The organism is Photorhabdus caribbeanensis, assembly GCF_018448885.1.
GTDB classification, from domain to species: Bacteria; Pseudomonadota; Gammaproteobacteria; order Enterobacterales; family Enterobacteriaceae; genus Photorhabdus; species Photorhabdus caribbeanensis.
Window position 1 is genome coordinate 43087 of the sequence record NZ_RCWB01000007.1, and the last position, 23525, is coordinate 66611.

General features: G+C 43.2%; 22 protein-coding genes. 7 read left to right on the plus strand and 15 right to left on the minus strand.

What is annotated here, in order from left to right; translation table 11 throughout:
• Positions 1–25: 25 nt before the first annotated feature.
• From EAE90_RS06925 to EAE90_RS06935, 3 genes are all read left to right on the plus strand, one after another.
• Positions 26–1555 carry a hypothetical protein gene (locus EAE90_RS06925; protein WP_214052888.1) on the plus strand — a complete coding sequence of 510 codons (1530 nt, stop codon included), beginning with the start codon at positions 26–28 and terminating at the stop codon, positions 1553–1555.
• A gap of 171 nt (positions 1556–1726) precedes the next feature.
• On the plus strand, positions 1727–2347 hold the full coding sequence (gene yfcG / locus EAE90_RS06930) for a GSH-dependent disulfide bond oxidoreductase (RefSeq protein ID WP_214052889.1): 621 nt from the start codon (positions 1727–1729) through the stop codon (positions 2345–2347).
• 154 nt (positions 2348–2501) lie between these two features.
• On the plus strand, positions 2502–3416 hold the full coding sequence (locus EAE90_RS06935) for a TIGR01777 family oxidoreductase (RefSeq protein ID WP_214052890.1): 915 nt from the start codon (positions 2502–2504) through the stop codon (positions 3414–3416).
• Here EAE90_RS06935 and EAE90_RS06940 read toward each other — a convergent pair.
• From EAE90_RS06940 to EAE90_RS06990, 11 genes are all read right to left on the minus strand, one after another.
• Complete coding sequence (locus EAE90_RS06940) at positions 3397–3981, minus strand: UbiX family flavin prenyltransferase (protein WP_214052891.1); 585 nt, start codon at positions 3979–3981, stop codon at positions 3397–3399. The two genes, EAE90_RS06935 and EAE90_RS06940, sit on opposite strands and share 20 nt — an antisense overlap.
• 45 nt (positions 3982–4026) lie before the next feature.
• Entirely contained in the window at positions 4027–5544 is a 1518-nt protein-coding gene (purF, locus tag EAE90_RS06945; protein WP_214052892.1) for an amidophosphoribosyltransferase, read from the minus strand.
• Between the two features lie 14 nt (positions 5545–5558).
• Positions 5559–6065, minus strand: coding sequence for a colicin V production protein (cvpA, locus tag EAE90_RS06950; RefSeq protein ID WP_036778783.1), 507 nt, complete (start codon positions 6063–6065; stop codon positions 5559–5561).
• 219 nt (positions 6066–6284) lie between these two features.
• Positions 6285–6968 carry a cell division protein DedD gene (gene dedD / locus EAE90_RS06955; protein ID WP_214052893.1) on the minus strand — a complete coding sequence of 228 codons (684 nt, stop codon included), beginning with the start codon at positions 6966–6968 and terminating at the stop codon, positions 6285–6287.
• Positions 6958–8256, minus strand: a complete 1299-nt coding sequence (gene folC / locus EAE90_RS06960) for a bifunctional tetrahydrofolate synthase/dihydrofolate synthase (protein WP_214052894.1) — start codon at positions 8254–8256, stop codon at positions 6958–6960. Before folC ends, dedD begins: the two co-directional genes overlap by 11 nt.
• Positions 8249–9193 (minus strand): acetyl-CoA carboxylase, carboxyltransferase subunit beta, encoded by a 945-nt coding sequence (gene accD / locus EAE90_RS06965; RefSeq protein ID WP_214052895.1) that lies wholly within the window; start codon positions 9191–9193, stop codon positions 8249–8251. The genes folC and accD overlap by 8 nt, the downstream gene beginning before the upstream one ends.
• A 102-nt stretch (positions 9194–9295) precedes the next feature.
• Positions 9296–9985, minus strand: a complete 690-nt coding sequence (locus tag EAE90_RS06970; RefSeq protein WP_214052896.1) for a DedA family protein — start codon at positions 9983–9985, stop codon at positions 9296–9298.
• Between the two features lie 46 nt (positions 9986–10031).
• Positions 10032–10826 carry a tRNA pseudouridine(38-40) synthase TruA gene (gene truA / locus EAE90_RS06975; protein WP_214052967.1) on the minus strand — a complete coding sequence of 265 codons (795 nt, stop codon included), beginning with the start codon at positions 10824–10826 and terminating at the stop codon, positions 10032–10034.
• Between the two features lie 41 nt (positions 10827–10867).
• Positions 10868–11878, minus strand: a complete 1011-nt coding sequence (locus EAE90_RS06980; RefSeq protein ID WP_214052897.1) for an aspartate-semialdehyde dehydrogenase — start codon at positions 11876–11878, stop codon at positions 10868–10870.
• A 51-nt stretch (positions 11879–11929) separates the two neighbouring features.
• On the minus strand, positions 11930–13057 hold the full coding sequence (gene pdxB / locus EAE90_RS06985) for a 4-phosphoerythronate dehydrogenase PdxB (RefSeq protein WP_214052898.1): 1128 nt from the start codon (positions 13055–13057) through the stop codon (positions 11930–11932).
• 89 nt (positions 13058–13146) lie between these two features.
• Positions 13147–13920, minus strand: a complete 774-nt coding sequence (locus tag EAE90_RS06990) for an AraC family transcriptional regulator (RefSeq protein WP_214052899.1) — start codon at positions 13918–13920, stop codon at positions 13147–13149.
• 102 nt (positions 13921–14022) lie between these two features.
• Between EAE90_RS06990 and EAE90_RS06995 the strand changes: the two genes are divergently transcribed.
• The gene (locus EAE90_RS06995) at positions 14023–14937 is read left to right on the plus strand and encodes a DMT family transporter (protein WP_214052900.1); all 915 of its coding nucleotides are present in this window, start codon (positions 14023–14025) and stop codon (positions 14935–14937) included.
• Here EAE90_RS06995 and EAE90_RS07000 read toward each other — a convergent pair.
• The 3 genes from EAE90_RS07000 to EAE90_RS07010 all read right to left on the minus strand — a co-directional run bounded on the left by EAE90_RS07000 (position 14918) and on the right by EAE90_RS07010 (position 17929).
• Entirely contained in the window at positions 14918–16339 is a 1422-nt protein-coding gene (locus EAE90_RS07000) for a sensor histidine kinase (RefSeq protein ID WP_214052901.1), read from the minus strand. The two genes, EAE90_RS06995 and EAE90_RS07000, sit on opposite strands and share 20 nt — an antisense overlap.
• A complete protein-coding gene (gene tctD / locus EAE90_RS07005; RefSeq protein WP_214052902.1) occupies positions 16326–17003 on the minus strand; it encodes a transcriptional regulator TctD in 678 nt (225 codons plus the stop codon). Before tctD ends, EAE90_RS07000 begins: the two co-directional genes overlap by 14 nt.
• Positions 17004–17320: 317 nt before the next feature.
• Positions 17321–17929, minus strand: a complete 609-nt coding sequence (locus EAE90_RS07010) for a DUF7424 family protein (protein WP_246550451.1) — start codon at positions 17927–17929, stop codon at positions 17321–17323.
• A gap of 420 nt (positions 17930–18349) precedes the next feature.
• Here EAE90_RS07010 and EAE90_RS07015 point away from each other — a divergent pair, with 420 nt between their 5' ends.
• Genes EAE90_RS07015 through EAE90_RS07025 form a run of 3 tightly spaced genes read left to right on the plus strand, consistent with a single transcriptional unit; the run spans position 18350 to position 21306 of the window.
• Positions 18350–19330 (plus strand): Bug family tripartite tricarboxylate transporter substrate binding protein, encoded by a 981-nt coding sequence (locus tag EAE90_RS07015; protein ID WP_214052904.1) that lies wholly within the window; start codon positions 18350–18352, stop codon positions 19328–19330.
• Positions 19331–19343: 13 nt separating this feature from the next.
• Positions 19344–19775, plus strand: coding sequence for a tripartite tricarboxylate transporter TctB family protein (locus tag EAE90_RS07020; RefSeq protein ID WP_214052905.1), 432 nt, complete (start codon positions 19344–19346; stop codon positions 19773–19775).
• A 10-nt stretch (positions 19776–19785) separates the two neighbouring features.
• Positions 19786–21306, plus strand: a complete 1521-nt coding sequence (locus tag EAE90_RS07025; RefSeq protein ID WP_214052906.1) for a tripartite tricarboxylate transporter permease — start codon at positions 19786–19788, stop codon at positions 21304–21306.
• A gap of 455 nt (positions 21307–21761) precedes the next feature.
• On the opposite strand, the gene fabB is transcribed toward EAE90_RS07025, so the two are convergent.
• On the minus strand, positions 21762–22976 hold the full coding sequence (gene fabB / locus EAE90_RS07030; RefSeq protein WP_214052907.1) for a beta-ketoacyl-ACP synthase I: 1215 nt from the start codon (positions 22974–22976) through the stop codon (positions 21762–21764).
• Between the last annotated feature and the right edge of the window lie 549 nt (positions 22977–23525).

The following is a 23525-nucleotide window of genomic DNA, read 5'->3' on the forward strand; positions in this document are numbered from 1 at the left end:
GAAAATAAAATAATGGAGAAAAAATATGCCAGATTTTTCAATACATAGAGCTAACACCAGAATCGATATTCATCAAACTGAATTACATCAACCAACTGCAACAGATAAAACTAGCCATTGCTGCGAGCCATTATTAAATAATACCATTGATAATCCGCTTACTGCACCGACCTCTATTATCACACGATGGAATGAAAAATCCGTCGTAACCAATAAACAAGTTGAAGCTAATATTTCTCGTTTAGCCAGCGAAAGCACCGCCGCCCATAAAACGGTTGATTCTCTCTTATCCAACCTGGTGAAACTTTTTGTTCGGGCGGAGGGTAATGAGTTAACCGCAATCACTAAAATGCTTAATGCCTATACCGGTGATAAACCCGGTTTTAGTATTGTCGGTCAGCTCGGCGCAGGTGGATTTACTCGTATCATTAGCGAAGCACGGCAGAATGGCGTCAGATCTGATAGGGCAGATACAGAGCCGCTAACATTAAGGGAGAAGGCCACTGCTTACTATGATCTCACCAACTCAGCTTATTTCCGAGACACTCTGGAGAAGATCTATTCATCACCTGAATTGAAATCAGAATTTAAGGATATAATTGATATTGGTTACTTGGAAAGTAAAAACTTTGCGCCAGCCCGCGGTTCCACTAAGGAAAAACCCTTACCTGACCAATTGGCACTCTACACGTTCAAAAATGAAAATAAATTTAATGCCTCTGAAAACCCCGAATTATATCAGGTGACGAAACAGGTCAATGGGCAAGAAGTTATCAGTAATCCGGCTCTGGCTGGCAATAGTCTTACAAAAGTCCAGAATGATTTCAGAGCACCAGCTCCTGATAAGGATGGGGTCTGGTCAACCGCCGCTTCACTTGAGGCCGATAATCGTCTGACCAATCGGGAGTTGGCGTTTGCCAGTCTAAATCCTCGCAACCGGCTGGATAGAACTGACTATCAATTTGGTCAGTCAGAACCTATCAAAGCACATCAAGAATTAGCTAAGGAAAACATTATCGTACAACGTGGTAACGGTTTTTCTGTCTGGAATGTGAAAGAAAATACCGGATTTTCTCAGGATGCCGCTCTACACAATTTGCCAACTGTCGCTGCGCCTTCTGGCACCACAGATCGTTTTATTACTGCGGCCAGGTTGTTGGGTGCGGGCCTGAAAAATGATCTTGCTTTAGGTACGCCTACTAACGGCGAATCAACAGAGCAGTCAATTCAACGTGGGGATCGGGAAATGAAAGAACTCACTCGATGGCTGGCAACAGGTTATCTGGTTGATGATAATCATCACTCTATGATTGAAGTTAATTTAGGTGCGGCTAACCACGGTTTAGCGCCTCAGTGGGGATTGAATCTCTATACCGAGCCCTTCTCTTCTCCTATCCATGCCAAAGGATTTAGCATATCCAGCCAGGAAATATTGGCAGAATTAGAAGGCCGTGATGATGTCCACACAGATTATTCTACTTTTAGGAAAGATCTGTACGGCGGAAGCCGAGCAACAGTTAACGCCGATGGCAGCATAAAGACAAGCTCCAGATAAGTACGCTTTTCTCCAGAAGAAAAACTGATCATTTCTTTATCAGATCTTCCTGTCGTACTGTTCAGGAAGATCATTATTCAGGCGCCGTTGCGTTAGTGCATCAACATATCTTACACGCTGCGCTAATTAGTGATAATGTGTGATGCAATTACGTGTTCCACTGGAGGTTCCATGATCGATCTGTATTATGCTCCAACGCCAAACGGCCATAAAATCACACTCTTCTTGGAAGAAGCTGGCCTTCCCTACAATATTCACCGAATTGATATTGGCGCTGGGGATCAATTCAAACCTGAATTTCTTGCCATTTCGCCTAATAATAAGATTCCCGCTATTGTTGATCAGCAGCCAATCGATGGTGGTAAACCTATCGCCATTTTTGAATCTGGCGCCATTCTTACTTATCTGGCAGAAAAAACAGGCAAGTTACTGAGCAAAGATATGCGTGAACGCATGCAAAGCCTGCAATGGCTGTTTTGGCAGGTCGGTGGTTTTGGCCCAATGCTAGGACAAAATCACCATTTTAGTCATTTCGCGCCAGAGAAAGTCCCTTACGCGATTAATCGTTACCAAGAAGAGACAAAGCGCTTGTATCAAGTTCTGAATACTCAATTGGAAAAAACACCCTATCTGGGCGGTCAGGAATACAGTATTGCTGATATCTCAACTTATCCGTGGGTTCGTGCCTATGAACGTCAGAATATTGATCTGAACGATTATCCGGCAGTGAAAAAATGGTTTGACGTTATCAGCCAACGCCCCGCCACTCAAATTGCTTATAGCAAAGCTTAATACCTGTCTGCGGGGTAACTATTTCCCCGCAAAACTTGATCCGACTGACAGATAGCTATATCTTTAACCACCAGCCCTTATATCTCTGCTATATGCTATAGTTTTTATATCAACAACAGTTCTTATATCAACAATTTAGGTTATAGGAGTGGTTATGCGTATTTTAATCACTGGAGGAACAGGTTTGATTGGTAGCCGTCTGGTTTGCCAACTTCTTTCCCTATCCCATTCCATTACTATTCTAAGCCGCTCACCTCAAAAAGTTTATTCTCTATTCAGCAATCAAGCTGAATGCTGGACTAGCCTGAAAGATAAAACCGATCTCGACGATTTTGATGCCGTAATCAATCTTGCTGGCGAGCCCATAGCAAATAAGCTATGGACTTCAACTCAAAAAGAGAAGCTGTGCCAGAGTCGCTGGACATTAACAGAGCAACTCAGCAAGCTCATTAATGCCAGCCAGACACCACCAGAAGTCTTTATTTCCGGCTCTGCTGTAGGCTATTACGGGGATCAAAATCAAACAGTTGTCACAGAGCATGAGCCACCTCATGATGAATTTACTCATCAGCTATGTAAGCAATGGGAACAACTTGCATTACAGGCAGCTAGTGATAAAACCCGGGTTTGTCTTTTACGTACTGGTGTTGTACTGGCAAAAAACGGCGGGGCACTGAAAAAAATGCTTCCCCTGTTCCGTCTTGGGCTTGGCGGCCCGATGGGAAGCGGAAAACAGTATCTGCCCTGGATTCATATTGACGATATGGTGAATGGCATCTATTACCTGTTAATGACGCCTAACTTGAGTGGTCCTTTTAATATGACCGCCCCTTATCCAGTACATAATGATCAATTTGCCGCAACATTGGGAGAAGTATTGCATCGCCCCGCCATTATTCGAACACCCGCTTTTGTGCTGAAATTACTGATGGGAGAAGCTTCGGCACTGGTACTCGGCGGACAACAGGCCATACCGCATAACCTGGAGCAAGCAGGTTTTGGCTTTCGCTATTTTCAGCTAAAAGAGGCATTTCAAGACTTGCTGGACACTAAATCTCAACGCTTTTAGCCCCTCGCCAACGGGTAAATAGATCATGAGGCAGCTCGATATCAAATTGATCAATCACGCGGTTAACCGTCTGGTCGATAATATCCTGAATCTGTTGAGGCTGATGATAAAATGCAGGTACAGGCGGCATAATCACCGCGCCAATTTCCGCCGCTTGAGTCATTAGCCTGAGATGCCCCAAATGCAACGGCGTTTCTCTCACCCCAAGCACTAACTTACGGCTTTCTTTTAATACAACATCTGCCGCTCTGGTCACTAATCCATCAGTATAACTGTGAACAATACCTGAAAGCGTTTTTATTGAGCATGGTAGAATGACCATGCCCGAAGTTTTGAATGAACCTGAAGAGATGGCAGCAGCAATATCTCTGTTGTCATACACAACATCAGCCAGCGCCTGCACATCTCGTAAACTATAATCTGTTTCAAGCGCCAGTGTCTGGCGGGCGGAACGACTGATAACCAGATGTGTCTCTACTCCTTCAACTGGTTGTAAAACTTGCAGTAGCCTTACGCCATAAATAGCCCCGCTTGCTCCTGTAAGCCCTACTATCAATCTTTTCATTTTTTCCTCATCAAACACCGAACAGCTATTTAAACCCGAAGGTCATCAACCTTCATTATAGATATCCAGGTTTTCGATTTCATTCTGATTATTCAGTTTTACTTCATCATCTTTACGCAGATTCTCCAGATAATAGAGATAAGTCTGGTCAACGTCTTTGGTAACATAAACACCATTGAATACTGAACTCTCAAACCCGTCAACATCCGGGTTTTCTTCACGAACAGCGTCGATCAGATCGGTTAAATCCTGAAATATCAATGCATCTGCACCAATAAGTTGGCGAATTTCATCCACTTCACGCCCATGAGCAATCAGTTCATTTGCATTGGGCATATCAATGCCATAAACATTCGGGAAACGCACTTCCGGCGCTGCCGAAGCAAGATAAACTCTTTTCGCGCCAGCTTCACGAGCCATATCAACAATCTGTTCTGATGTTGTTCCACGCACAATAGAATCATCCACCAATAACACATTTTTATCACGGAATTCTGCGCGATTAGCATTCAGTTTACGGCGAACTGATTTCCGGCGCTCCTGTTGCCCAGGCATGATAAATGTCCGGCCGACATAACGGTTTTTCACAAATCCCTGACGATAGGGTTTGCCGAGTATGCGGGCAATTTCTAGCGCGACATCGCAAGATGTTTCGGGGATTGGAATAACCACATCAATATGCAAGTCTTCCCATTCACGGGCAATTTTCGCCCCTAGCTTATGCCCCATCCGTATGCGGGCGTTATAAACCGAAATTTTATCAATAAAGGAATCTGGGCGAGCCAAATAGACAAATTCAAATAAACAGGGCGTCAGAGAAGGATTTTCAGCACATTGACGAGTAAATAACTGACCTTGCTCAGTAATGTAAATCGCTTCACCTGATGCAACATCCCGCAGGAATTCAAAGCCTAGCGTATCCAATGCAACGCTTTCAGAAGCGACCATATATTCATTACGGCCATCATCCAAAGTACGCTTACCTAAAACCAACGGACGAATACCATGCGGATCACGGAAAGCCACTAACCCATGACCAATAATCATCGCAATGCAGGCATAAGCACCACTCACCTGTTTATGCATTGCCGCTACTGCCGCAAAAATATTGTCAGGCTCTAATGGATAATGCTGGAAGCAATCCAGTTCACTAGCAAACACATTGAGCAAAATCTCAGAATCTGACGTGGTATTCACATGGCGACGGGCATTCTCAAACAGCTTTTTCTTCAACTCATGAGCATTCGTCAAATTACCATTGTGTGTCAATGTAATACCAAATGGAGAGTTCACATAAAACGGTTGAGCCTCCGATGCACTGGAACTGCCCGCTGTCGGGTAGCGAACATGACCGATCCCGATCGTTCCCTGTAAACGGAGCATATGCCGGGCTTCAAACACGTCTCTCACTAAGCCATTGGCTTTGCGTAAACGAAACCCATTGTTACCATCAATAGTGGCAATGCCCGCAGCATCTTGCCCACGGTGCTGAAGCACCGTCAACGCATCATAAATCGACTGGTTAACCGGTGTAAAACCGACGATACCAACAATACCGCACATGTAGTTTTTCCTCATCAGCCAAACGGAGAGGTATATTTCTCCGGCAAGAAACTTGACGCATTTTGCAGGTAGTCAAAGAACCACCTAATGATATGACTGAACTGTGGGATCAATTGTGACTGTTTCCAATCTTCACTTCGAGCTAATGGTGTAAATGTATCCAGAAAAAATAGAATAGCCGCAACAATCAGCACACCACGTAATGCCCCAAAGCAGACCCCCAGTACTCGATCAGTACCTGACAATCCAGTCCGTTGCACAAGAGAACCTATCACATAGTTCACCACAGAACCGACAATCAAAGTAGCAATAAACAGCAACGCAATAGCGATCCCATTACGCACCAATTCATCTTCAAAACGGGTGAAATAGACCGCTAAGTAAGTATAGAAATGGCTTGCTACAAAGAAAGCACACCCCCAAGTGACCAGTGATAATGCCTCACGAATAAACCCACGAATCAGGCTAACTAACGCCGAGAAGCCAATAATGGCGATAATAACGTAATCAATCCAAACCATGTTTTAATTCCAAAATAGACACCTCGGCATCCGTTTCAAGTGCATTCTAACAGAAAACGAAAACGTTTGCGTAGCAAGATTTCCTATCCTACTGAAAATAATTGAACGGCGAATTTGAGTAATCATCATCACCGCAATCACTTAATATTTACTTCTTCATGAACATTTACTTCTTCATGATAGTTGTCCTATTCGTCACATAGGCATCACCCACTTTTATTACGGCCTGTAACTCCTTACCTGCCCTTGTAATCCAGTCAAACTTTTCAATTCTGATAATGCCGAGTCAAGTTGTTGCTTAGAAGCATTCGGACCAACATATATTCTGGTTAATTGACCCTGAACCGGAGATGAAGGAACCGTATAAACCTGATAACCAGACAAACGTAGTCTGGCAACGATCTCATCTACCTTTCCAGCATTTTTCAAAGCACCCAGTTGTACGACATAAGCCTGCCCTTGCGGGGCGGTTTCAACCGGTTTAACTTCCGGTTTCGGCTCCGGCTTAATGTCTGGTTTAGGTTTAAGCGCCGGGGCTAGCGGCTTGATCTCTGGTTTTGGTTCAGGCTTTATCTGTGGTTGAGGCTTTACTTCTGGCTGAACAGCCGGAGGGACTATCGGCGTGGTCTGAGGAGTAGTAACCAATGGTATTTCCGGCTGCTCCAGTGTTTCTGGCTGCAATGCCTCTGTCTCATCTTCCAGAGGCACTGATAATATTGGTGGATTAAGTGGAGGTATAGATTCAATTTCTTGCTCGTCCCCTGGCTTTGGAACCAGGGGAATTGATGCAAATTTATCTTCGTTATATTTCTTGTTGCCGTCTAACAACGCAGGCAGCACAATGACACCCAATGCTACCAATACAATTGTACCAACCAAGCGATTCTGAAATTTACTTGCCACTTTCCTTCTCCCTGCCCAGAACCTCCATGACATGCGCTACTGTGTGGAATGAACCACAAACGACCACAATATCTTGCTCATCAGCATCAGCCATCGCCTGATGCCAAGCACTTTCCACATCAGTAAATAGCCGTGGCTGTTCAAGATACTGAGCCAGTGTCTGCGTATCGGCACCACGGAATTCAGTCAACGGAGCGCAATACCACTCATTTATTTGTTGTGACAGGCAAGTCAGTGTACCGGCAATATCTTTATCACCCAACATACCCACAACGCCAAGGACTCGACTACCCGGTTGACGGGGCAATTGAGCCAATCTCTGTACCAGATAAGCCGCCGCATGGGGATTATGCGCCACATCCAAGATCAATAATGGATTTTCACGAACTATCTGGAAACGCCCGGGCAACTGTGCATTTTGCAACCCTTGATGGATGGCGTTCTCATTAATAGCCTGACCGACTTTATCATCTTGCCGTAACAGACAACAAATAACCCCCATCGCCGTTGCAGCATTCATCAGAGGAACATTTGGCAAAGGTAGATTACTAAATAGTCTATCATCAGATTGCCAGTGCCAGTTTTTATCCTGTTGAGAGAAACGCCAATCAGTGCCGCAGCGGAACAATTTGGCTCCTAATTCGCCCGCAACTTCCGCAACAGAAGATGGCATATCTGGCTCACCCACTACGGCAAAATGATCTTTGCGGAAAATGCCCGCTTTCTCACGACCAATATGCTCGCGGTCCGATCCCAACCAATCAATATGATCAATTGCAATGCTGGTAATAGCGGCAATATCGGCATCCACAATATTTGTCGCATCCAGCCGACCACCTAAGCCTACTTCTAAGATGACCACATCCAGACAAGCTTGTTTAAACAGTTGCAAAGCCGCCAATGTGCCATATTCAAAATAAGTTAGTGAAATATCACCACGACGAGATTCAATATCCGCAAATACACGGCAGAATTCCTGTTCAGGTAACTCTTTCCCCTGAATACGAACTCTTTCGGTATAACGTACAAGATGCGGAGAGCTGTAAACACCCACTCTCAGCCCAGCCGCCAATAGAATAGATTCTATCGTGCAACAGGTGGTTCCTTTGCCATTAGTACCGGATACCGTTATCACCTTAGGCGCGGGGTTAACCAATTCCAAGGTGCGGGCAAGTTTCCCCACACGCTCAAGCCCCATATCAATGGCCTTGGTATGCAGATTTCCAAGATAGGAAAGCCACGTCATCAATGGCGACGTGGCTTGAGGAATTTGTAAATTATCAGACATCTTCTTTATTGGTATTGATTTGAATATCCGCCTCAACATCAGCGGGTTCTGCCACAAATTCAGCAACAATTGGCTTAGTACCTGGCTGAGATTGATGAGTTAGTTTAGAAAGTAAACTGGCAAGTGTGTCACGCATTTCAGGACGACGAACAATCATGTCAATCGCCCCTTTTTCCAGCAAAAACTCACTACGCTGGAAACCAGACGGTAATTTTTCACGAACCGTCTGCTCAATAACTCGTGGCCCGGCAAAACCAATCAATGCCTTTGGTTCAGCAATATTGATATCACCCAACATCGCCAGACTTGCTGAAACACCACCCATTGTCGGATCGGTCATGACAGAGATATAAGGCAAACCACGTTCTTGCATTTTTGCTAAAGCAGCACTGGTTTTCGCCATCTGCATCAGTGACATCAATGCTTCTTGCATACGAGCGCCGCCACTGGCAGAAAAACAAATCAGAGGACAATTGTCTGCCAACGCCTGTTCTACGGCTCGAACAAAACGGGCGCCAACAACCGAAGCCATAGAACCGCCCATAAATGCAAATTCAAAAGCAGCAGCAACAACTGGCATACCACTCAGGGCGCCTTTCATCACGACCAGCGCATCTTTCTCTTGAGTTTGCTTCTGCGCTGCTGATATACGATCTTTATACTTTTTGGAATCGCGGAATTTAAGAATATCTTTTGGCTCTAATTCCCCCCCTAATTCCGTCGTTGTTCCTTCATCAAGGAATGTAGCCAATCGGGTTCGCGCCGAAATACGCATGTGATGATCACATTTAGGACAAACCTCAAGATTACGCTCTAGCTCAGCACGGTAGAGCACCTGACTGCAACTATCACATTTAGTCCAAACCCCTTCTGGAATGTTCGCTTTACGAGTTTGGGTAATGTTGCTTTTATTAAGAATTTTTTCAATCCAGCTCATTGAATGATCTTTCCGTCTGAATCTGGCTTATGCCAGTTTTGTTATTGTGTGCCATTAAACCACAATGCTATTACAGTGTGGATAAAAAACTGCTCAAACCTGTTACCGGTTATTGGTCTTCTGCTTCATCGCCGTACGACGATGACGCCAGATTTCAATCACTCCGGGCAGGATTGAGATAAAGATGATAGCGACAATCAACAGTTTCAAATTCTGTTGTACCATTGGCATATCACCGAATATATAACCAGAATAGGTGAATAACAGTACCCAAACTAGTGCGCCAATCACGTTATAAGCAGCAAAACGACGATAAGACATTTTCCCCATACCTGCAACAAATGGTGCAAATGTTCTGATAATCGGCACAAATCGCGCTAAAATAATTGCCTTCCCACCATGTTTTTCATAAAACTCATGTGTTTTATCTAAATAACTGCGGCGGAAAATCTTTGAATTTGGATTAGTAAATAACCTTTCGCCAAAGATGCGGCCAATAGCATAGTTCACCGCATCACCAATAACAGCCGCAATAATCATCAATACCACCATGAGATGTACATTCAGATCATTTGAGCCCAAAGCCGCTAAAGCGCCAGCAACAAATAACAACGAATCTCCCGGCAGAAACGGAGTAATCACTAACCCTGTTTCACAAAATAAAATCAGAAACAGAATGCCATACACCCAATTACCATATTGTGCGACTAGCTCGGCTAAATGAATGTCAATATGGAGAATAAAATCAATAATAAATTTGGCAAAATCAACAAAATGAGTCAAAAATTCCATAATATTCCCCGCTATGCTCAAACATCCGTGTCGGCAATTAAAAAGGTTAAATCAGATCATCTGCCAAAAACAGAGGTCCCATAACAGCGCCAGGTAAATCAAATTGCGCAGGATAATCAACAGCAACCAGATACAACCCTGCCGCTTTTGCCGTCGCAGCGGCTTTCGTCCGATCTTTTAACGCAAGTAACTGGGCCATCCAATTAATACCCTGATTCCCGCAACCAATTTCCATCAAACTGCCGACAATATTACGCACCATATGATGTACAAAAGCATTGGCTTTAATATCTATGACGACGTAATGTCCGTAACGATTGACATTAATATGCATCACATTACGCCAAGGCGTTTTAGATTGGCATTGGACTGCACGGAAAGAGGTAAAATCATTTTCCCCTAACAAACATTGCGCAGCCTGATGCATCCGCTTTTCATCCAATAGATAGTGAAAATGAGTCACGCCATTAGCCAGCACGGCCGGACGATAACGATGATTAAAAATAATGTAACGGTATCGCCGGGCAGTCGCACTAAAACGGGCATGGAAACTCTCATCCACGTTTTTTACCCAACGAACCGCAATATCCGGCGGTAAGTGTACGTTCACCCCCATTGTCCATGCGGCATCCTTGCGCTGAACAGACGTTTCAAAATGCACAACTTGCCCTGTTGCATGTACTCCTGCATCAGTCCGACCAGCACAAAATACCGATATAGGTTCATCGGCGACTTTTGATAATGCCTCCTCAAGGCATCCCTGAACACTTTTCACTTCTTGCTGACGTTGCCAGCCATAATATCGGCTGCCATCGTACTCAATTCCCAATGCAATTTTCATTTTTGAACCTGGCACAGATTCTGTTTGTTCTGTACCAAACATCAGTAAAATTGCTCCTGAACCAGTTTTTCCGCGGTCTCAACAGCCATTAATGCACCGCCAAACCGGATATTATCGGCCACAGACCAGAATTGTAATACTTCCGGCATACCATAATCATGGCGCAGACAACCAATACTCAGCACATCATTACCCGATGCTTCTGTCACCGGAGTCGGATAATCGCCTTCATCTGCAACGTTAATATCAACCATCCGCGCTAATTCTTCTCGCGCTTCTTCTACCCCAACCGGACGCAAGGTTTCCAAATGGACTACCTGAGCATTACCATAAAAAACAGAAGATTGAACGCAACTCACTGAAATAGGTAATCCCTCATCCTGCAAAATTTTGCGGATTTGATCCACAAGGCGACGCTCTTCACGCACAGAGCCTTCAACATCTGTTGGCAACGGCAGAAGATTAAATGCCAGTTGTTTACTGAAACGACCTGGCTCCGGTGGGATGCCGTTAAGTAAACGGGCGCTCTGCCCTGCTAACTCATCAACCGCCGCTTTGCCGTGAACAGAAACAGAGAACAGATTAGTCAAATGCAAACGTGCAATTCCAGCAGCATCCACCAGCGGTTTAATGGCTGTCAGTACTTGACTGGTCATACTGTCTGCCAAGGCAATAATATTTCGGTTACGATAATCCGCCAGAGCATGAGGATTCACCCCGGGAACAACCAAAGGCACATCCGGTTCCATAGCAAACAACCCACTGCTATCAATCACCAAACAACCTTCTTCCGTCGCTTTTTCAATATATTGTGCCGTAGCTTCCAATCCAGCGACGAAAAAAGCGAGTTGTACCTGTGACCAGTCAAAATCAGCCGCATCACCAACAACAAAATTTTTACCATTAAAACGCAGGCTTTCACCGGCACTACGCTCACTAGCGAGAGGATACAATTCACCAACGGGAAACTGACGCTCTTGTAATAACGCCAATATCGCTTCACCTACTGCCCCTGTTGCACCCAACAGGGCAATATTCCAACCTTCTGACATGTTGGTTTTCTCCATCTATATTTCTGACATGCAGATATATTTCTGCACGGATTAAATCAGTTCTGTACTGAAACCAAGAGCGGCTAACAATTCAGCACTCTCTTTGTTATCACAACATACAGTCAATGATGACCATTCCCGGCGTTCTAAATAATTTTTGCGCAAATAATCAAATTGCCCTTTTTGACCGGCTACTTGCCGTAATGGGGTATCATCGCGGCGCACATCATACACTAAATGCATCAACCGCTTTAGTGTGCTTTGAGTTACATTACCATGCAGGGTAACACGGCTGAAATCCGGCTCCGGCAATAGATCAGATAAAGCCACTTTGCGAGGGTGGCCGAGGAATCCACAGTAAGCTTCAAATACCTGCGTAGTACCACGCGCTTTACCTTCGAGGGTATAACCTGCGATATGTGGTGTACCAATATCAACTAATTCCAGTAACGGCAGGGATAAATCAGGCTCCGGCTCCCAAACATCCAGAACAACACGAAGTTTCTTGCCGCGTTTCAACTCGGTAAGCAATGCTTGATTATCAACAACTTCACCACGGCTAGCATTAATCAATATGCGATTATTCGGCAAAGCCGACAATAATTCAGCATCCACCAAATGATAGGTTTTATATGGGCCCGATTTATTCAATGGCGTGTGAAATGTCAGAATATCCGCCTCTTTGACCAGTTTTTCCAATGGCCAAAATTCGCCAACATCCCCTCTGGCAGCTCTTGGTGGATCACATAAGAGTGTCCGCACGCCAAGAACAGCTAATCGTTCCGCCAGTCTACTGCCGACATTACCGACACCGATAATGCCTACAACCTTATCTTTGAGCTCAAAATTGTCACGTTCAGCCAGCAACATTAATGCAGAGAAAACATATTCAACCACAGCAATAGCATTACATCCCGGCGCAGCAGAGAATCCAATTCCTGCGTGCGATAACCACGACTTATCCACATGGTCAGTCCCTGCGGTAGCCGTACCGATAAATTTTATCGTGCTGCCTTTCAACAATTCTTCATCAATCTTAGTCACCGAACGAACCATAAAGGCATCTGCGTTATCCAATGCTCCCTCCGGCACTGGACGCCCCGGAATAGCTTGCACATCCCCCAATGGCTGAAATAGTTGTTCAGCATAAGGCATATTTTCATCAACCAGAATCTTCATTTAATTCCATCCTGTGGCATAAAACGGACGTAGCCAGCTATTTTGCCACTGAATCATAACAAAACCCATAATAACGGTTTGTTTTATTATTAACTCTTCCTGAAACGCTCCGGTGTCGTACCCGCCAACTGCTGAAACATAGCAATAAACGCAGAAGATGAGCTATACCCCACATCAAAAGCGACTTCATTCACTGTTTTCCCTTGTTCCAATAAGGAAATAGCATGTAAAAACCGTAACCGTTGCCGCCACTCACGAAATGACATTCCCAATTCTTGTTGGCAACGCCGTGACAAAGTACGCTCCGAGGTATAACGCAGCTTTGCCCATTGCGCCAATGAAGTATTATCAGCCGGATTATGTTCGATTTCCTGTAATATCGATGCCAAAAGTTTATCTTTAGATGAAGGCAGATAGGTATACTGCACAGGGGATTGAACCAATTGATCAATCAGCACCTGAGCTAACCGCAAATCCTGCTCTGTTTCCGGTACCTTCAAGCCACGTTCAAAACAATCAGCCATAATGATATTGAATATTGGACTCAGCCGGATAATACAAGGTTGATCTGGTAATAATTTTCCCCATTGAGGAGAGATATCTATTGCCCTAAATCGCATAGCCTTTTTGCTATAACCCGAATGTTCTACTCCTTCCGGTATCCAGACACAAAATTGTGGTGGAGCCAAAAAATGTTGTTCCCCAACATTCATTGCCATTACGCCACAAACGACATAAATAAGCTGCCCAAATGGATGGATATGACGTAAACATTCTGTATTCGCACTGAATAATTCGTTACGAAAAGAGATACTCGCAGGAATAGCCATGATATCTACAGGTTCATTCAGCTTTTCTGTCATATTGTCTTAATTGCCTTATCTATTGTCTGATTATCGTTATATATAATAAACCAGACACCTTTAGACTAAACCTTCATTTTTATCTCAATGTGATTCACTTATATGAATATGATTTTTCCACTTCTGGCAGTCTTGATTTGGTCAATTAATGCTGTGGTGAGTAAAGCCTCCGCCACCGTTATTGATCCGGCTGCAATCTCTTTTTACCGTTGGTTCCTTGCTTTTCTCACATTAACCCCCTTTGTTGTATTACCTGTCATTCGCCAATGGAAAACAATCCGTCAACACTGGTGGAAATTTTTAATACTTAGCTCGCTTGGCATGGTGCTTTATCAGAGCCTGGCTTATTACGCAGCACACAGCGTCAGCGCAACATTTATGGGAATTCTTAACTCACTTATTCCTCTTTTAACTGTCGTCATTAGTATATTTATTTTACGTGTTATCCCCACTGTCGGTATTGTTCTCGGTACCGTTATATCTTTGTTTGGTTTAGTCTGGTTGGTTAGTACCGGTGATCCTATGTCATTGCTACAACATGGTTTAGGTCGCGGAGAGTTGATGATGTTGATTGCTTCCATCTCCTACGCACTCTATGGCGTATTAACCAAACGTTGGTCTATTCCATTACCCAACTGGCAATCACTGTATGTACAAATCGCTTTTGGCGTCCTGTTATTACTGCCTAATTTTTTGTTAGCAAAAGATGTTCAACTAAACACCAACAATATTTCGTTAGTTTTATTTGCTGGCATTCCTGCCTCAATCCTCGCTCCCTACTTATGGATACAAGGTGTTATAAAGCTTGGCGCTAATACTGCTTCTATATTTATGAATCTGGCCCCGGTATTTACCGCAATTATCGCTATTCTGGTTCTACATGAAGAGATGCACAATTACCATCTAATTGGTGGCGGTATAACGTTATTAGGCGTTATGCTGGCACAGCAACTACGTACTCCTCTTATTAGGCGTAAGACAGAAAAATCTCAGGAAATTAATCATCAGAAAGCTTAAAAGGAATTCTTACCAGTAAGCCTCCTAGCATTTCGCTAGGCAATAATTGGGGGTGAGTGCCATGATAAATACTGATGTCTTTGACCAGGGCTAATCCTAGCCCCGCCCCTTCATGCCCCGCAGCATTATCAAGACGATTAAAAGCCATCAAAGACAAATTAACTTCTTCTTTAGCAATCCCCGGCCCACTGTCATCCACTTCCAAATAACAGTATGCCTTACAAGAGCTGAGAATCACTCTAGCCGTGACAATGCCGCCTTCCGGCGTATATTTAATCGCATTGTCCAATAAATTAGCGCACATTTCTGTCAGTAATACAGGTTCCCCCTTGATCCATTGAGCACTTTCACCTTCATAACCCAAATCAATATTCTTACTTTCAGCTTGTTGCAAACGAGAAAAACACGCCTGTTGCAACAATTCAACTAAATTGACCGGCCTATAATCTCGAACAGCCTCCTTTTCATGCGCTTTTAAACGAGAGAGTTGTAATAAGCGATCCGTCAGAGAGATAGTGTTATCCAATGTATTATCAATAGCCTGTAAGCTTTCTTTCCATTGCGCGGGATCTTCGCTGGCAAGCGCTACCGCTACTTGAGTTTTTAATACCGTTAATGGCGTTCTGAGTTGATGAGAAGCATCCGCACTGAATCTTTCCTGCCGACTTACCATTAGTTTCAGTCGTTCTATATAACGATTAAATGCATATAATAATGGGGAAAGTTCTGACCAAGGCAACATATCCGGTAACGGAGTGAGATCATTAGCAGGACGACGGACCATGACGCCAGAAAGTTTATGCAATGGTTTAAGTAACTGTTTCAACAGAAAATAAGCTAGAATCAGAGTCAACCCAACCACGGTTCCTTGACTCATCAAAGAAGATATTAATAATTGTTGTGCAAGATAATGACGGGAAGCCACTGTTTCAGCAACCAGTATCAACGCCATTCCCATCATTCCCCCTTCATTGATTGGCTGATAAAGGGCTGCAACCCGAATAGGATGGCCATGATATTCAGCATCATAGAAATAAACCAAAGCGGTGTATAAATTGGAGCGCAGCGTATCTTTAGGTATCAAAGGTAAATCATCATAACCGGAAATTATCTCCCCATCAGGAGATAACACCTGATAAAACAGCCGATCATTCATATTTCGCTCAAAACTATCCAGAACCACATAAGGTACATCGACAATTAATTGGTGATCCTTAACTGCCAGCCGTTCTGCCACAGTTCGAGCAGATGCCAATAAAGTACGATCATAAGCCAATGTTGCCGCATTCTCTGCACTGAAATAATGGGTGCAAACCGATAAACAGCCCAACAAGAATAGCGGAACACCAAAAAACAAAAGCAACTGGTGAAACAATGAGTTCGGTACTTTAAACCATGTCATCTTTCTGGCACTCCAGACGATAACCTAATCCCCGTAATGTACTGATCCCCACATTACTGCCTGACAATTTTTTTCGAATCCGGTGTATATAAAGTTCAATACTTTGTGGGTTTGCTTCATCTAATAGTGCAAATACCTGTTCAAATAGCTGTTGTTTAGAAACGGGCCTCCCTCGACGATGGAACAATGTCGTCAAAACCGAAAGTTCCCTTGGCGTCAAAGCCAATGGCTCATCGTTCAGAACAAAGTAACCATCATCCTGATAAACCAGAGAGCCGAATGTCAGCGTCTCCTGTAGCACATTTACACTACGCCGAAGTAATGCCCGGATACGTGCTTCCAATTCCTGTAAGTCAAAAGGTTTCGTCAGATAATCATCAGCGCCAGAATTAAGCCCTTTCACTCGCTCAGAAACATCAGCCTTCGCCGTTAATAATAATACCGGCAAATTTTGTCCACGTTTACGCAAACGAACCAACAATGAAAGGCCATCTAGCCTCGGCAAAGAAACATCCAAAATCAGCAATGCATAGTTTTCTGTCTGCAATAATTGATCAGCGACAATACCATCACTCGCAACATCTACAGCAAACCCCGCACTACTCAGTGCTTTTTGCAACCAGTGCAATAATTCAGGGTGGTCTTCCACTAAAAGTAAGCGCATATTTTAAATATCTACACCCGTTATCTTTCAAGCTGCCTCTTTGTTGGCTGCACTCACCCCGGTAACATAGTTATCTATGCTCCCAGGGATTCGCTCCCTTGCCGTCGCGATGCAACTTGAAATCCATAAGGTATAACCGATTAATATAAATATAATTACAAACATAACTATATTTTCAGTTCATATCGCCATACCTATTTTCTGAAAAATAGTCAGACACTGATTCAATTCCATTTGAATGCCAAAATACCGTGCTATAAATAACAGGATATCCTGTCATACCGAATCAAGTAATAGATTTCTATTACCATTTCCATTTACTCAGATATTGCCATGAGCACAGGGGTAAAATCAAAACGTTCATCTAATGCAGATGCCACAGAGACATTAGACAAAGTGAGTTTTATTTCACTGCCTACTTTTAAGCTAAAATTCGATATCACCATCGGCTCTTTATCATTAAGAAATGCGGATAAACCCGTCATTTTTAAAACCTTATCTGTATCATTCTTAATATTAATTGAGATCTTGGTCTTTGATGCCATTGAACTATCTACCTGGTTAATTTTCTTTTTCATCTCTTTCGGGACGCTTATCACCAAGATATCTGCACCACTACCGTAAAGATGAATACCCTTACCAGTTACACTTGAATTACCTACACTCACAGGAACTTTAAAGTGAGCAAACGAATCCATATTTTGTCTAAAACATTCCACGTATTCTGCATTGGCAAAAATAGTCGGCACTTTTTCCTGAGCGTCTAACAAAGATTTTGATGGTTGTCTGGAATCTTTATAATCACCACAGGCACTGACTTCAACCAACAAATCAGATGTCACCGTTTTAACTTGTTCAGATAACAGCTGGTTAACAGATACCGAAGTACTGAGTTCTGTTTTACATCCTGCCAAAGCAAAAGCCATAGCACTACCCATAACACTACAAAGAATCAATTTTCTCATCATTTCCTCAATTCAGATTTTTTCAAGATAAAGTCTTATTATGTGAATCCAAGTATTCAATAAATTCTCCGTTTAATTTAACACATTGTATAAATAATTAATTACCATTTGCATGATCCGAATGTAAAGTTCTCGCGAGCAAAACAGAGCAACCTCAAAACTACGAGAAACTTACAACAAACCAAAACAAAAAAGAAAGCCTGTAGCCACTTGTTAACTCATTAATGCGAAACACTACGCAAATTTAAGCGATTAAAATCACATATCAACAACTTTTCTTGTTAATGAAAGGTAAATGAAAGGTTTTGTTATTACTAATTGAATCAACCAGGGCCATTTGTAATGGTTATGTCTTACACCGGTATTGATGAGAGCAAACAAATGAAAACTATAATGATCAAGATGTTAGCGGCAACCGCTTTACTATTCAGCACAAGCAGTGTTTTTGCTGCCAGTGCGCCTGGCAGGACAGAATGTATTGCCCCGGCAAAACCGGGTGGCGGGTTTGACCTGACCTGCAAGCTGATCCAAGTTTCATTACTGGATACGAAAGAGATCAGCAAGCCTATGCGCGTCACCTTTATGCCCGGTGGTGTTGGCGCTGTCGCTTACAATGCTATTGTCGCACAACGACCTGCTGAAGCGGGAACCCTTGTTGCCTTTTCTGGCGGCTCTCTGCTCAATTTGTCTCAGGGGAAATTTGGCCGCTATAACGTTAATGATGTGCGCTGGCTGGCAAGCGTTGGTACTGATTATGGAATGATCGCTGTGCGTGCTGATTCGCCTTACCGTACCTTGAACGATTTGATGGACGCTTTCAAGGATAATCCTAATAACATTGTATTTGGCGCTGGCGCGTCTATCGGCAGTCAAGACTGGATGAAGACCGCACTGCTGGCAAAAGAGGTTGGCATTGATCCTCACAAGATGCGTTATGTCGCCTTTGAAGGGGGCGGCGAACCTGTTACCGCTCTGCTGGGTAATCATATTCAGGCGGTTTCCGGTGATCTGAGCGAGATGGTGCCTTACCTGAATGGAGACAAAATCCGGGTCTTAGCTGTTTATGCAGATAAACGACTAGATGGTGATCTAGCCAATATTCCTACTGCTAAAGAGCAAGGTTATGACCTGGTGTGGCCGATTATCCGCGGATTTTACATGGGCCCAAAAGTTTCTGATGAAGAGTACCAATGGTGGGTTGATACTTTTAATAAACTACAACAAACGGATGCTTTTAAAAAACAACGTGATATCCGTGGGTTGTTCGAATTCAACATGACCGGCAAAGAGTTGGACAACTATGTGAAAAAACAGGTTGAACAATATCGTGAACAAGCCAAAGCTTTTGGTTTAGCCAAATAACAGAGTCGTCATTATGAGCGATCGTATCTTTGCTACTATCTGGCTAGTGCTCTGTGCCATTGGGATGGTTATTGGTTGGGGCATTCAGAGCGAATACACTTATGAACCTTTGGGGCCCAGACCTTTCCCAATGATCATTCTGTCTCTGATGGCGCTCTGTGCCTTACTACTGCTTTTCAAAAAACCAGAACAGAACACTTGGCCTAGCGCCCCCGTTATCCGTCGCCTAATGTTGTTGATTATCTCTTTGGTTATCTATGGCTGGGCATTTGAGTGGCTGGGGTTCCCTCTCGCTACAGCGCTGCTGACATTCAGTGTCGCACTGTTGTTTAACGCAACACTGCTTGCCGCAATTATTTCCGGGGTGTTCCTTGGCGTCACGCTCTATTTCGCCTTTGACCGCTTACTTGACGTAACTCTGCCTCTCGGTAGCTGGCTCAACTGACGGAGAACTTATGGAAACGTGGATGTATCTTAGCCAAGGTTTTGCAGTTGCAATGGTGCCGCAAAACCTGATTATTGCTTTAATTGGCTGTTTTGTCGGTACGATTGTTGGATTGCTGCCGGGGCTTGGGCCGATTAATGGTGTTGCGATTCTGTTGCCACTGGCTTTCGCTTTAAAGCTACCTGCTGAATCTGCCCTGATTTTACTGGCAACCGTTTATATCGGCTGTGAATATGGTGGGCGTATATCATCGATTCTGCTGAATGTTCCTGGTGATGCCGCTGCCATTATGACCACACTAGATGGTTATCCGATGGCCAAACAGGGTCGTGCGGGTGTGGCGCTGTCTATTTCCGCAGTGAGTTCTTTCTGTGGTTCTTTGCTGGCAATTTTCGGCATCATTTTATTTGCTCCATTACTGGCGCGGTGGTCACTAGCTTTCGGCCCTGCTGAATATTTTGCACTTATGGTTTTTGCTATTGCTTGTCTGGGTAGCATGATGAGCCAGAATCCGCTGAAATCACTATTAGCAGCATTAATAGGATTGGGTCTGGCAACTGTCGGAGTAGACGCCAACACCGGGGTTTATCGTTTTACTTTCGATAGTGTTCATCTGTCAGATGGTATACAGTTTATTGTTGTGGTAATAGGTCTGTTTTCTGTCAGCGAAATTCTGCTGATGTTAGAAAACGCCTCAACCGGCAAAACCATTATCCGCAAAACAGGCCGCCTGCTGTTCAATCGCAAGGAAGCGGCTGAATGCGCCATACCAACGCTTAGATCATCTTTTATCGGTTTCTTTGTCGGTATTTTGCCCGGCGCAGGAGCGACAATTGCCAGCGCAATTACCTATATGACTGAGAAAAAGCTCAGTGGGAATAGCGACTCATTTGGTAAAGGTGATATTCGCGGCGTGGCAGCCCCAGAAGCAGCTAATAATGCCTCGGCCTGCGGCTCCTTTATTCCAATGCTAACATTAGGAGTGCCAGGCTCAGGCACCACTGCCGTCATGATGGGAGCATTAACGCTCTATAATATTACGCCTGGGCCGGGAATGTTCACTGAGCAGCCGGATATTGTCTGGGGGTTAATTGCGGCTTTATTAATTGCTAATATTATTCTGCTGATTATGAATATCCCAATGATAGGTCTGTTTACACGGATGCTGACTATTCCACTTTGGTTGCTTGTCCCAGCTATTGCTACTGTTTCAGCGGTTGGTGTATATGCCATACATAGCACAACGTTTGATCTTCTATTGATGGTAGGGTTGGGTGTTTTCGGCTATATTCTGAGGAAAATGAATTTCCCGATGTCGCCATTAATCCTCGGTTTCGTATTAGGAGAAATGCTGGAACAAAATTTACGTCGCGCGCTTTCTATTAGTAACGGAGAATTTAGTATTCTGTGGAATAGTGCAATTGCTCAGAGTTTATTGATCCTGGCAGTGCTGGTTTTGATTATTCCACCCATATTACGAATTGTCCGTAAGCGCCGCATTCAGCAAGCGGCTACCGAAAATAAAGCATAATAAGAAAAACCCCATAATATTACAAAATTATAATTATCATAAAAATATTATGGGCTTTTCTATCGCAACAACAATATATTTCCGTATTCACATTATATTTCATACAAAATCGAAACTCAGCAAAACAGGGTTAAAATTCACTCTATATAAACGAATAACGAAACACGCCAATTTGTTGCAACATTCATAGCAAGAATCATCTTTCGATAAAATGCCGACTTTACCAAATCGGCAATTCAACATTCCCGACGACTGTTAAATAGCTATTAAATGATATTGCTGATATTGCGTGCTCAATATTATTATATATTGGCCTTTTTTGTTGAAACAGACAAGATACGAATAGCACGTAAAAATAGGGCTATACAATGGAAAGGTGACTCGCTATACGCAGTCACCTAAGATGTATCAAATAATGACCATTTTTGGTCCAAAATAATCTGTGATGGGAGGAATCAACCTAAATATTTGCTCATCACCAAAGAAGCATTAGTTCCGCCAAAACCAAAACTATTGGACATCACCGTATTCAATTTTTGCTCAGTAGGTTTAGTGATGATATTCATGCCTGCCGCTTTATCATCAAGATCTTCAATGTTAATACTCGGTGCAATAAAGCCATGCTCTAACATCAATAGGCTATAAATCGCTTCGTGTACACCAGCAGCGCCCAGTGAATGACCAGTCATCGCTTTTGTTGCAGAAATTGCCGGTGTTGTATCACCAAAGACTCCCCTGATCGCTTCCAACTCTTTCAAATCACCCGCAGGAGTAGAAGTACCATGCGTATTCACATAATCAATGGAACCTTTCACACCTTGCAGCGCCATATTCATACAACGAACCGCACCTTCACCAGATGGAACAACCATATCCGCGCCATCGGATGTTGCACCATAACCAACAATTTCAGCGTATATGTGTGCGCCGCGTGCCAGTGCATGCTCTAATTCTTCCACAACAACAATACCGCCGCCGCCAGCAATAACAAAACCATCACGGTTTTTATCATAAGTACGGGATGCTTTTTCTGGCATTTCGTTGTATTTGGTTGAAAGTGCGCCCATTGCATCAAATTCACAGCTCATTTCCCAACACAGCTCTTCACCACCACCGGCAAAAACAATATCCTGTTTTCCTAACTGAATAAGTTCAGCCGCATGACCAATACAATGAGCAGAAGTAGAACAAGCAGAACTGATAGAATAATTTACCCCTTTGATTTTAAAAGGAGTTGCAAGGCAAGCAGACACACCGGAAGCCATTGCGCGAGTTACCATATAAGGCCCCACACCACGCAAACCACGAGCACGCATACCATCAGCACTCGCAACCTGGTTATATGGTGAGCCACCACCAGAACCCACCACCAATCCGCTACGAATATTGGAAACCTGATCATCAGTCAGGCCAGAATCTTTAATTGCCTCATCCATCGCCAGATAAGCATAAACAGAGGCATCGCTCATGAAACGCTGAATTTTTCGGTCTATTAATCCGGTGGTATCCAGTTTTACATTCCCCCAGACATGGCTTCTCATTCCTATCTCTTTGAATTTTTCAGAAAAAGTTATCCCGGAGCGGCCTTCTTTCAAAGATGCCAGTACTTCTTTCTGATTATTACCAATGCTGGAAACAATACCCAAGCCAGTGATCACTACACGCTTCATTAAATACCTCATTAAATGTGTTTATCCGCGGGATTTCTATCTATGCTATGTAGCACTTTAGCGTACACTTGTACGCTGAACAAGTCCGATCAGGATAAAATTACGAAGAAAAATTCATCTTTCTAAAAATCCCAATATGTTTTCATGTCAAAATAACCGTTAACTTTCATAGAATACAGTAAAAACCATTCGGATTTTAATAGATAAAAATAAATTTCAGACAGGAATTATTTTGGAAAAAAACAAAATCATAAAATACTTGTAATTTACATCAAAAATTTAGACCAAGGGTAATAATATCAATACAATATATATGAATTTATCAAGCATTCTAATAATGATTAGCAGGCTTATATTTATATATAAGTTGATATACTTGTTATTTTTATTAATTTTATTGCTAATTAGAAACAATTTTAATAACTGATACTAATAAGGGTGAATAAAATTTTTATGAAATGAATCAATCCCTATGTTATATTACTGACTGCATTACGTAAAATATCCAAACTTACAGCAACAAACGTTTTAGAACAGAAAATTTCCTGA

Excerpts from the sequence above, each read along its gene's own strand:
- EAE90_RS06925 (WP_214052888.1), top strand. The coding sequence starts at position 26 with ATGCCAGATTTTTCAATACATAGAGCTAACACCAGAATCGATATTCAT.
- yfcG (WP_214052889.1), top strand. The coding sequence starts at position 1,727 with ATGATCGATCTGTATTATGCTCCAACGCCAAACGGCCATAAAATCACA.
- EAE90_RS06935 (WP_214052890.1), top strand. The coding sequence starts at position 2,502 with ATGCGTATTTTAATCACTGGAGGAACAGGTTTGATTGGTAGCCGTCTG.
- EAE90_RS06940 (WP_214052891.1), bottom strand. The coding sequence starts at position 3,981 with ATGAAAAGATTGATAGTAGGGCTTACAGGAGCAAGCGGGGCTATTTAT.
- purF (WP_214052892.1), bottom strand. The coding sequence starts at position 5,544 with ATGTGCGGTATTGTTGGTATCGTCGGTTTTACACCGGTTAACCAGTCG.
- cvpA (WP_036778783.1), bottom strand. The coding sequence starts at position 6,065 with ATGGTTTGGATTGATTACGTTATTATCGCCATTATTGGCTTCTCGGCG.
- folC (WP_214052894.1), bottom strand. The coding sequence starts at position 8,256 with ATGTCTGATAATTTACAAATTCCTCAAGCCACGTCGCCATTGATGACG.
- accD (WP_214052895.1), bottom strand. The coding sequence starts at position 9,193 with ATGAGCTGGATTGAAAAAATTCTTAATAAAAGCAACATTACCCAAACT.
- EAE90_RS06970 (WP_214052896.1), bottom strand. The coding sequence starts at position 9,985 with ATGGAATTTTTGACTCATTTTGTTGATTTTGCCAAATTTATTATTGAT.
- truA (WP_214052967.1), bottom strand. The coding sequence starts at position 10,826 with ATGAAAATTGCATTGGGAATTGAGTACGATGGCAGCCGATATTATGGC.
- EAE90_RS06980 (WP_214052897.1), bottom strand. The coding sequence starts at position 11,878 with ATGTCAGAAGGTTGGAATATTGCCCTGTTGGGTGCAACAGGGGCAGTA.
- pdxB (WP_214052898.1), bottom strand. The coding sequence starts at position 13,057 with ATGAAGATTCTGGTTGATGAAAATATGCCTTATGCTGAACAACTATTT.
- EAE90_RS06990 (WP_214052899.1), bottom strand. The coding sequence starts at position 13,920 with ATGACAGAAAAGCTGAATGAACCTGTAGATATCATGGCTATTCCTGCG.
- EAE90_RS06995 (WP_214052900.1), top strand. The coding sequence starts at position 14,023 with ATGAATATGATTTTTCCACTTCTGGCAGTCTTGATTTGGTCAATTAAT.
- EAE90_RS07000 (WP_214052901.1), bottom strand. The coding sequence starts at position 16,339 with ATGACATGGTTTAAAGTACCGAACTCATTGTTTCACCAGTTGCTTTTG.
- tctD (WP_214052902.1), bottom strand. The coding sequence starts at position 17,003 with ATGCGCTTACTTTTAGTGGAAGACCACCCTGAATTATTGCACTGGTTG.
- EAE90_RS07010 (WP_246550451.1), bottom strand. The coding sequence starts at position 17,929 with ATGGCTTTTGCTTTGGCAGGATGTAAAACAGAACTCAGTACTTCGGTA.
- EAE90_RS07015 (WP_214052904.1), top strand. The coding sequence starts at position 18,350 with ATGAAAACTATAATGATCAAGATGTTAGCGGCAACCGCTTTACTATTC.
- EAE90_RS07020 (WP_214052905.1), top strand. The coding sequence starts at position 19,344 with ATGAGCGATCGTATCTTTGCTACTATCTGGCTAGTGCTCTGTGCCATT.
- EAE90_RS07025 (WP_214052906.1), top strand. The coding sequence starts at position 19,786 with ATGGAAACGTGGATGTATCTTAGCCAAGGTTTTGCAGTTGCAATGGTG.
- fabB (WP_214052907.1), bottom strand. The coding sequence starts at position 22,976 with ATGAAGCGTGTAGTGATCACTGGCTTGGGTATTGTTTCCAGCATTGGT.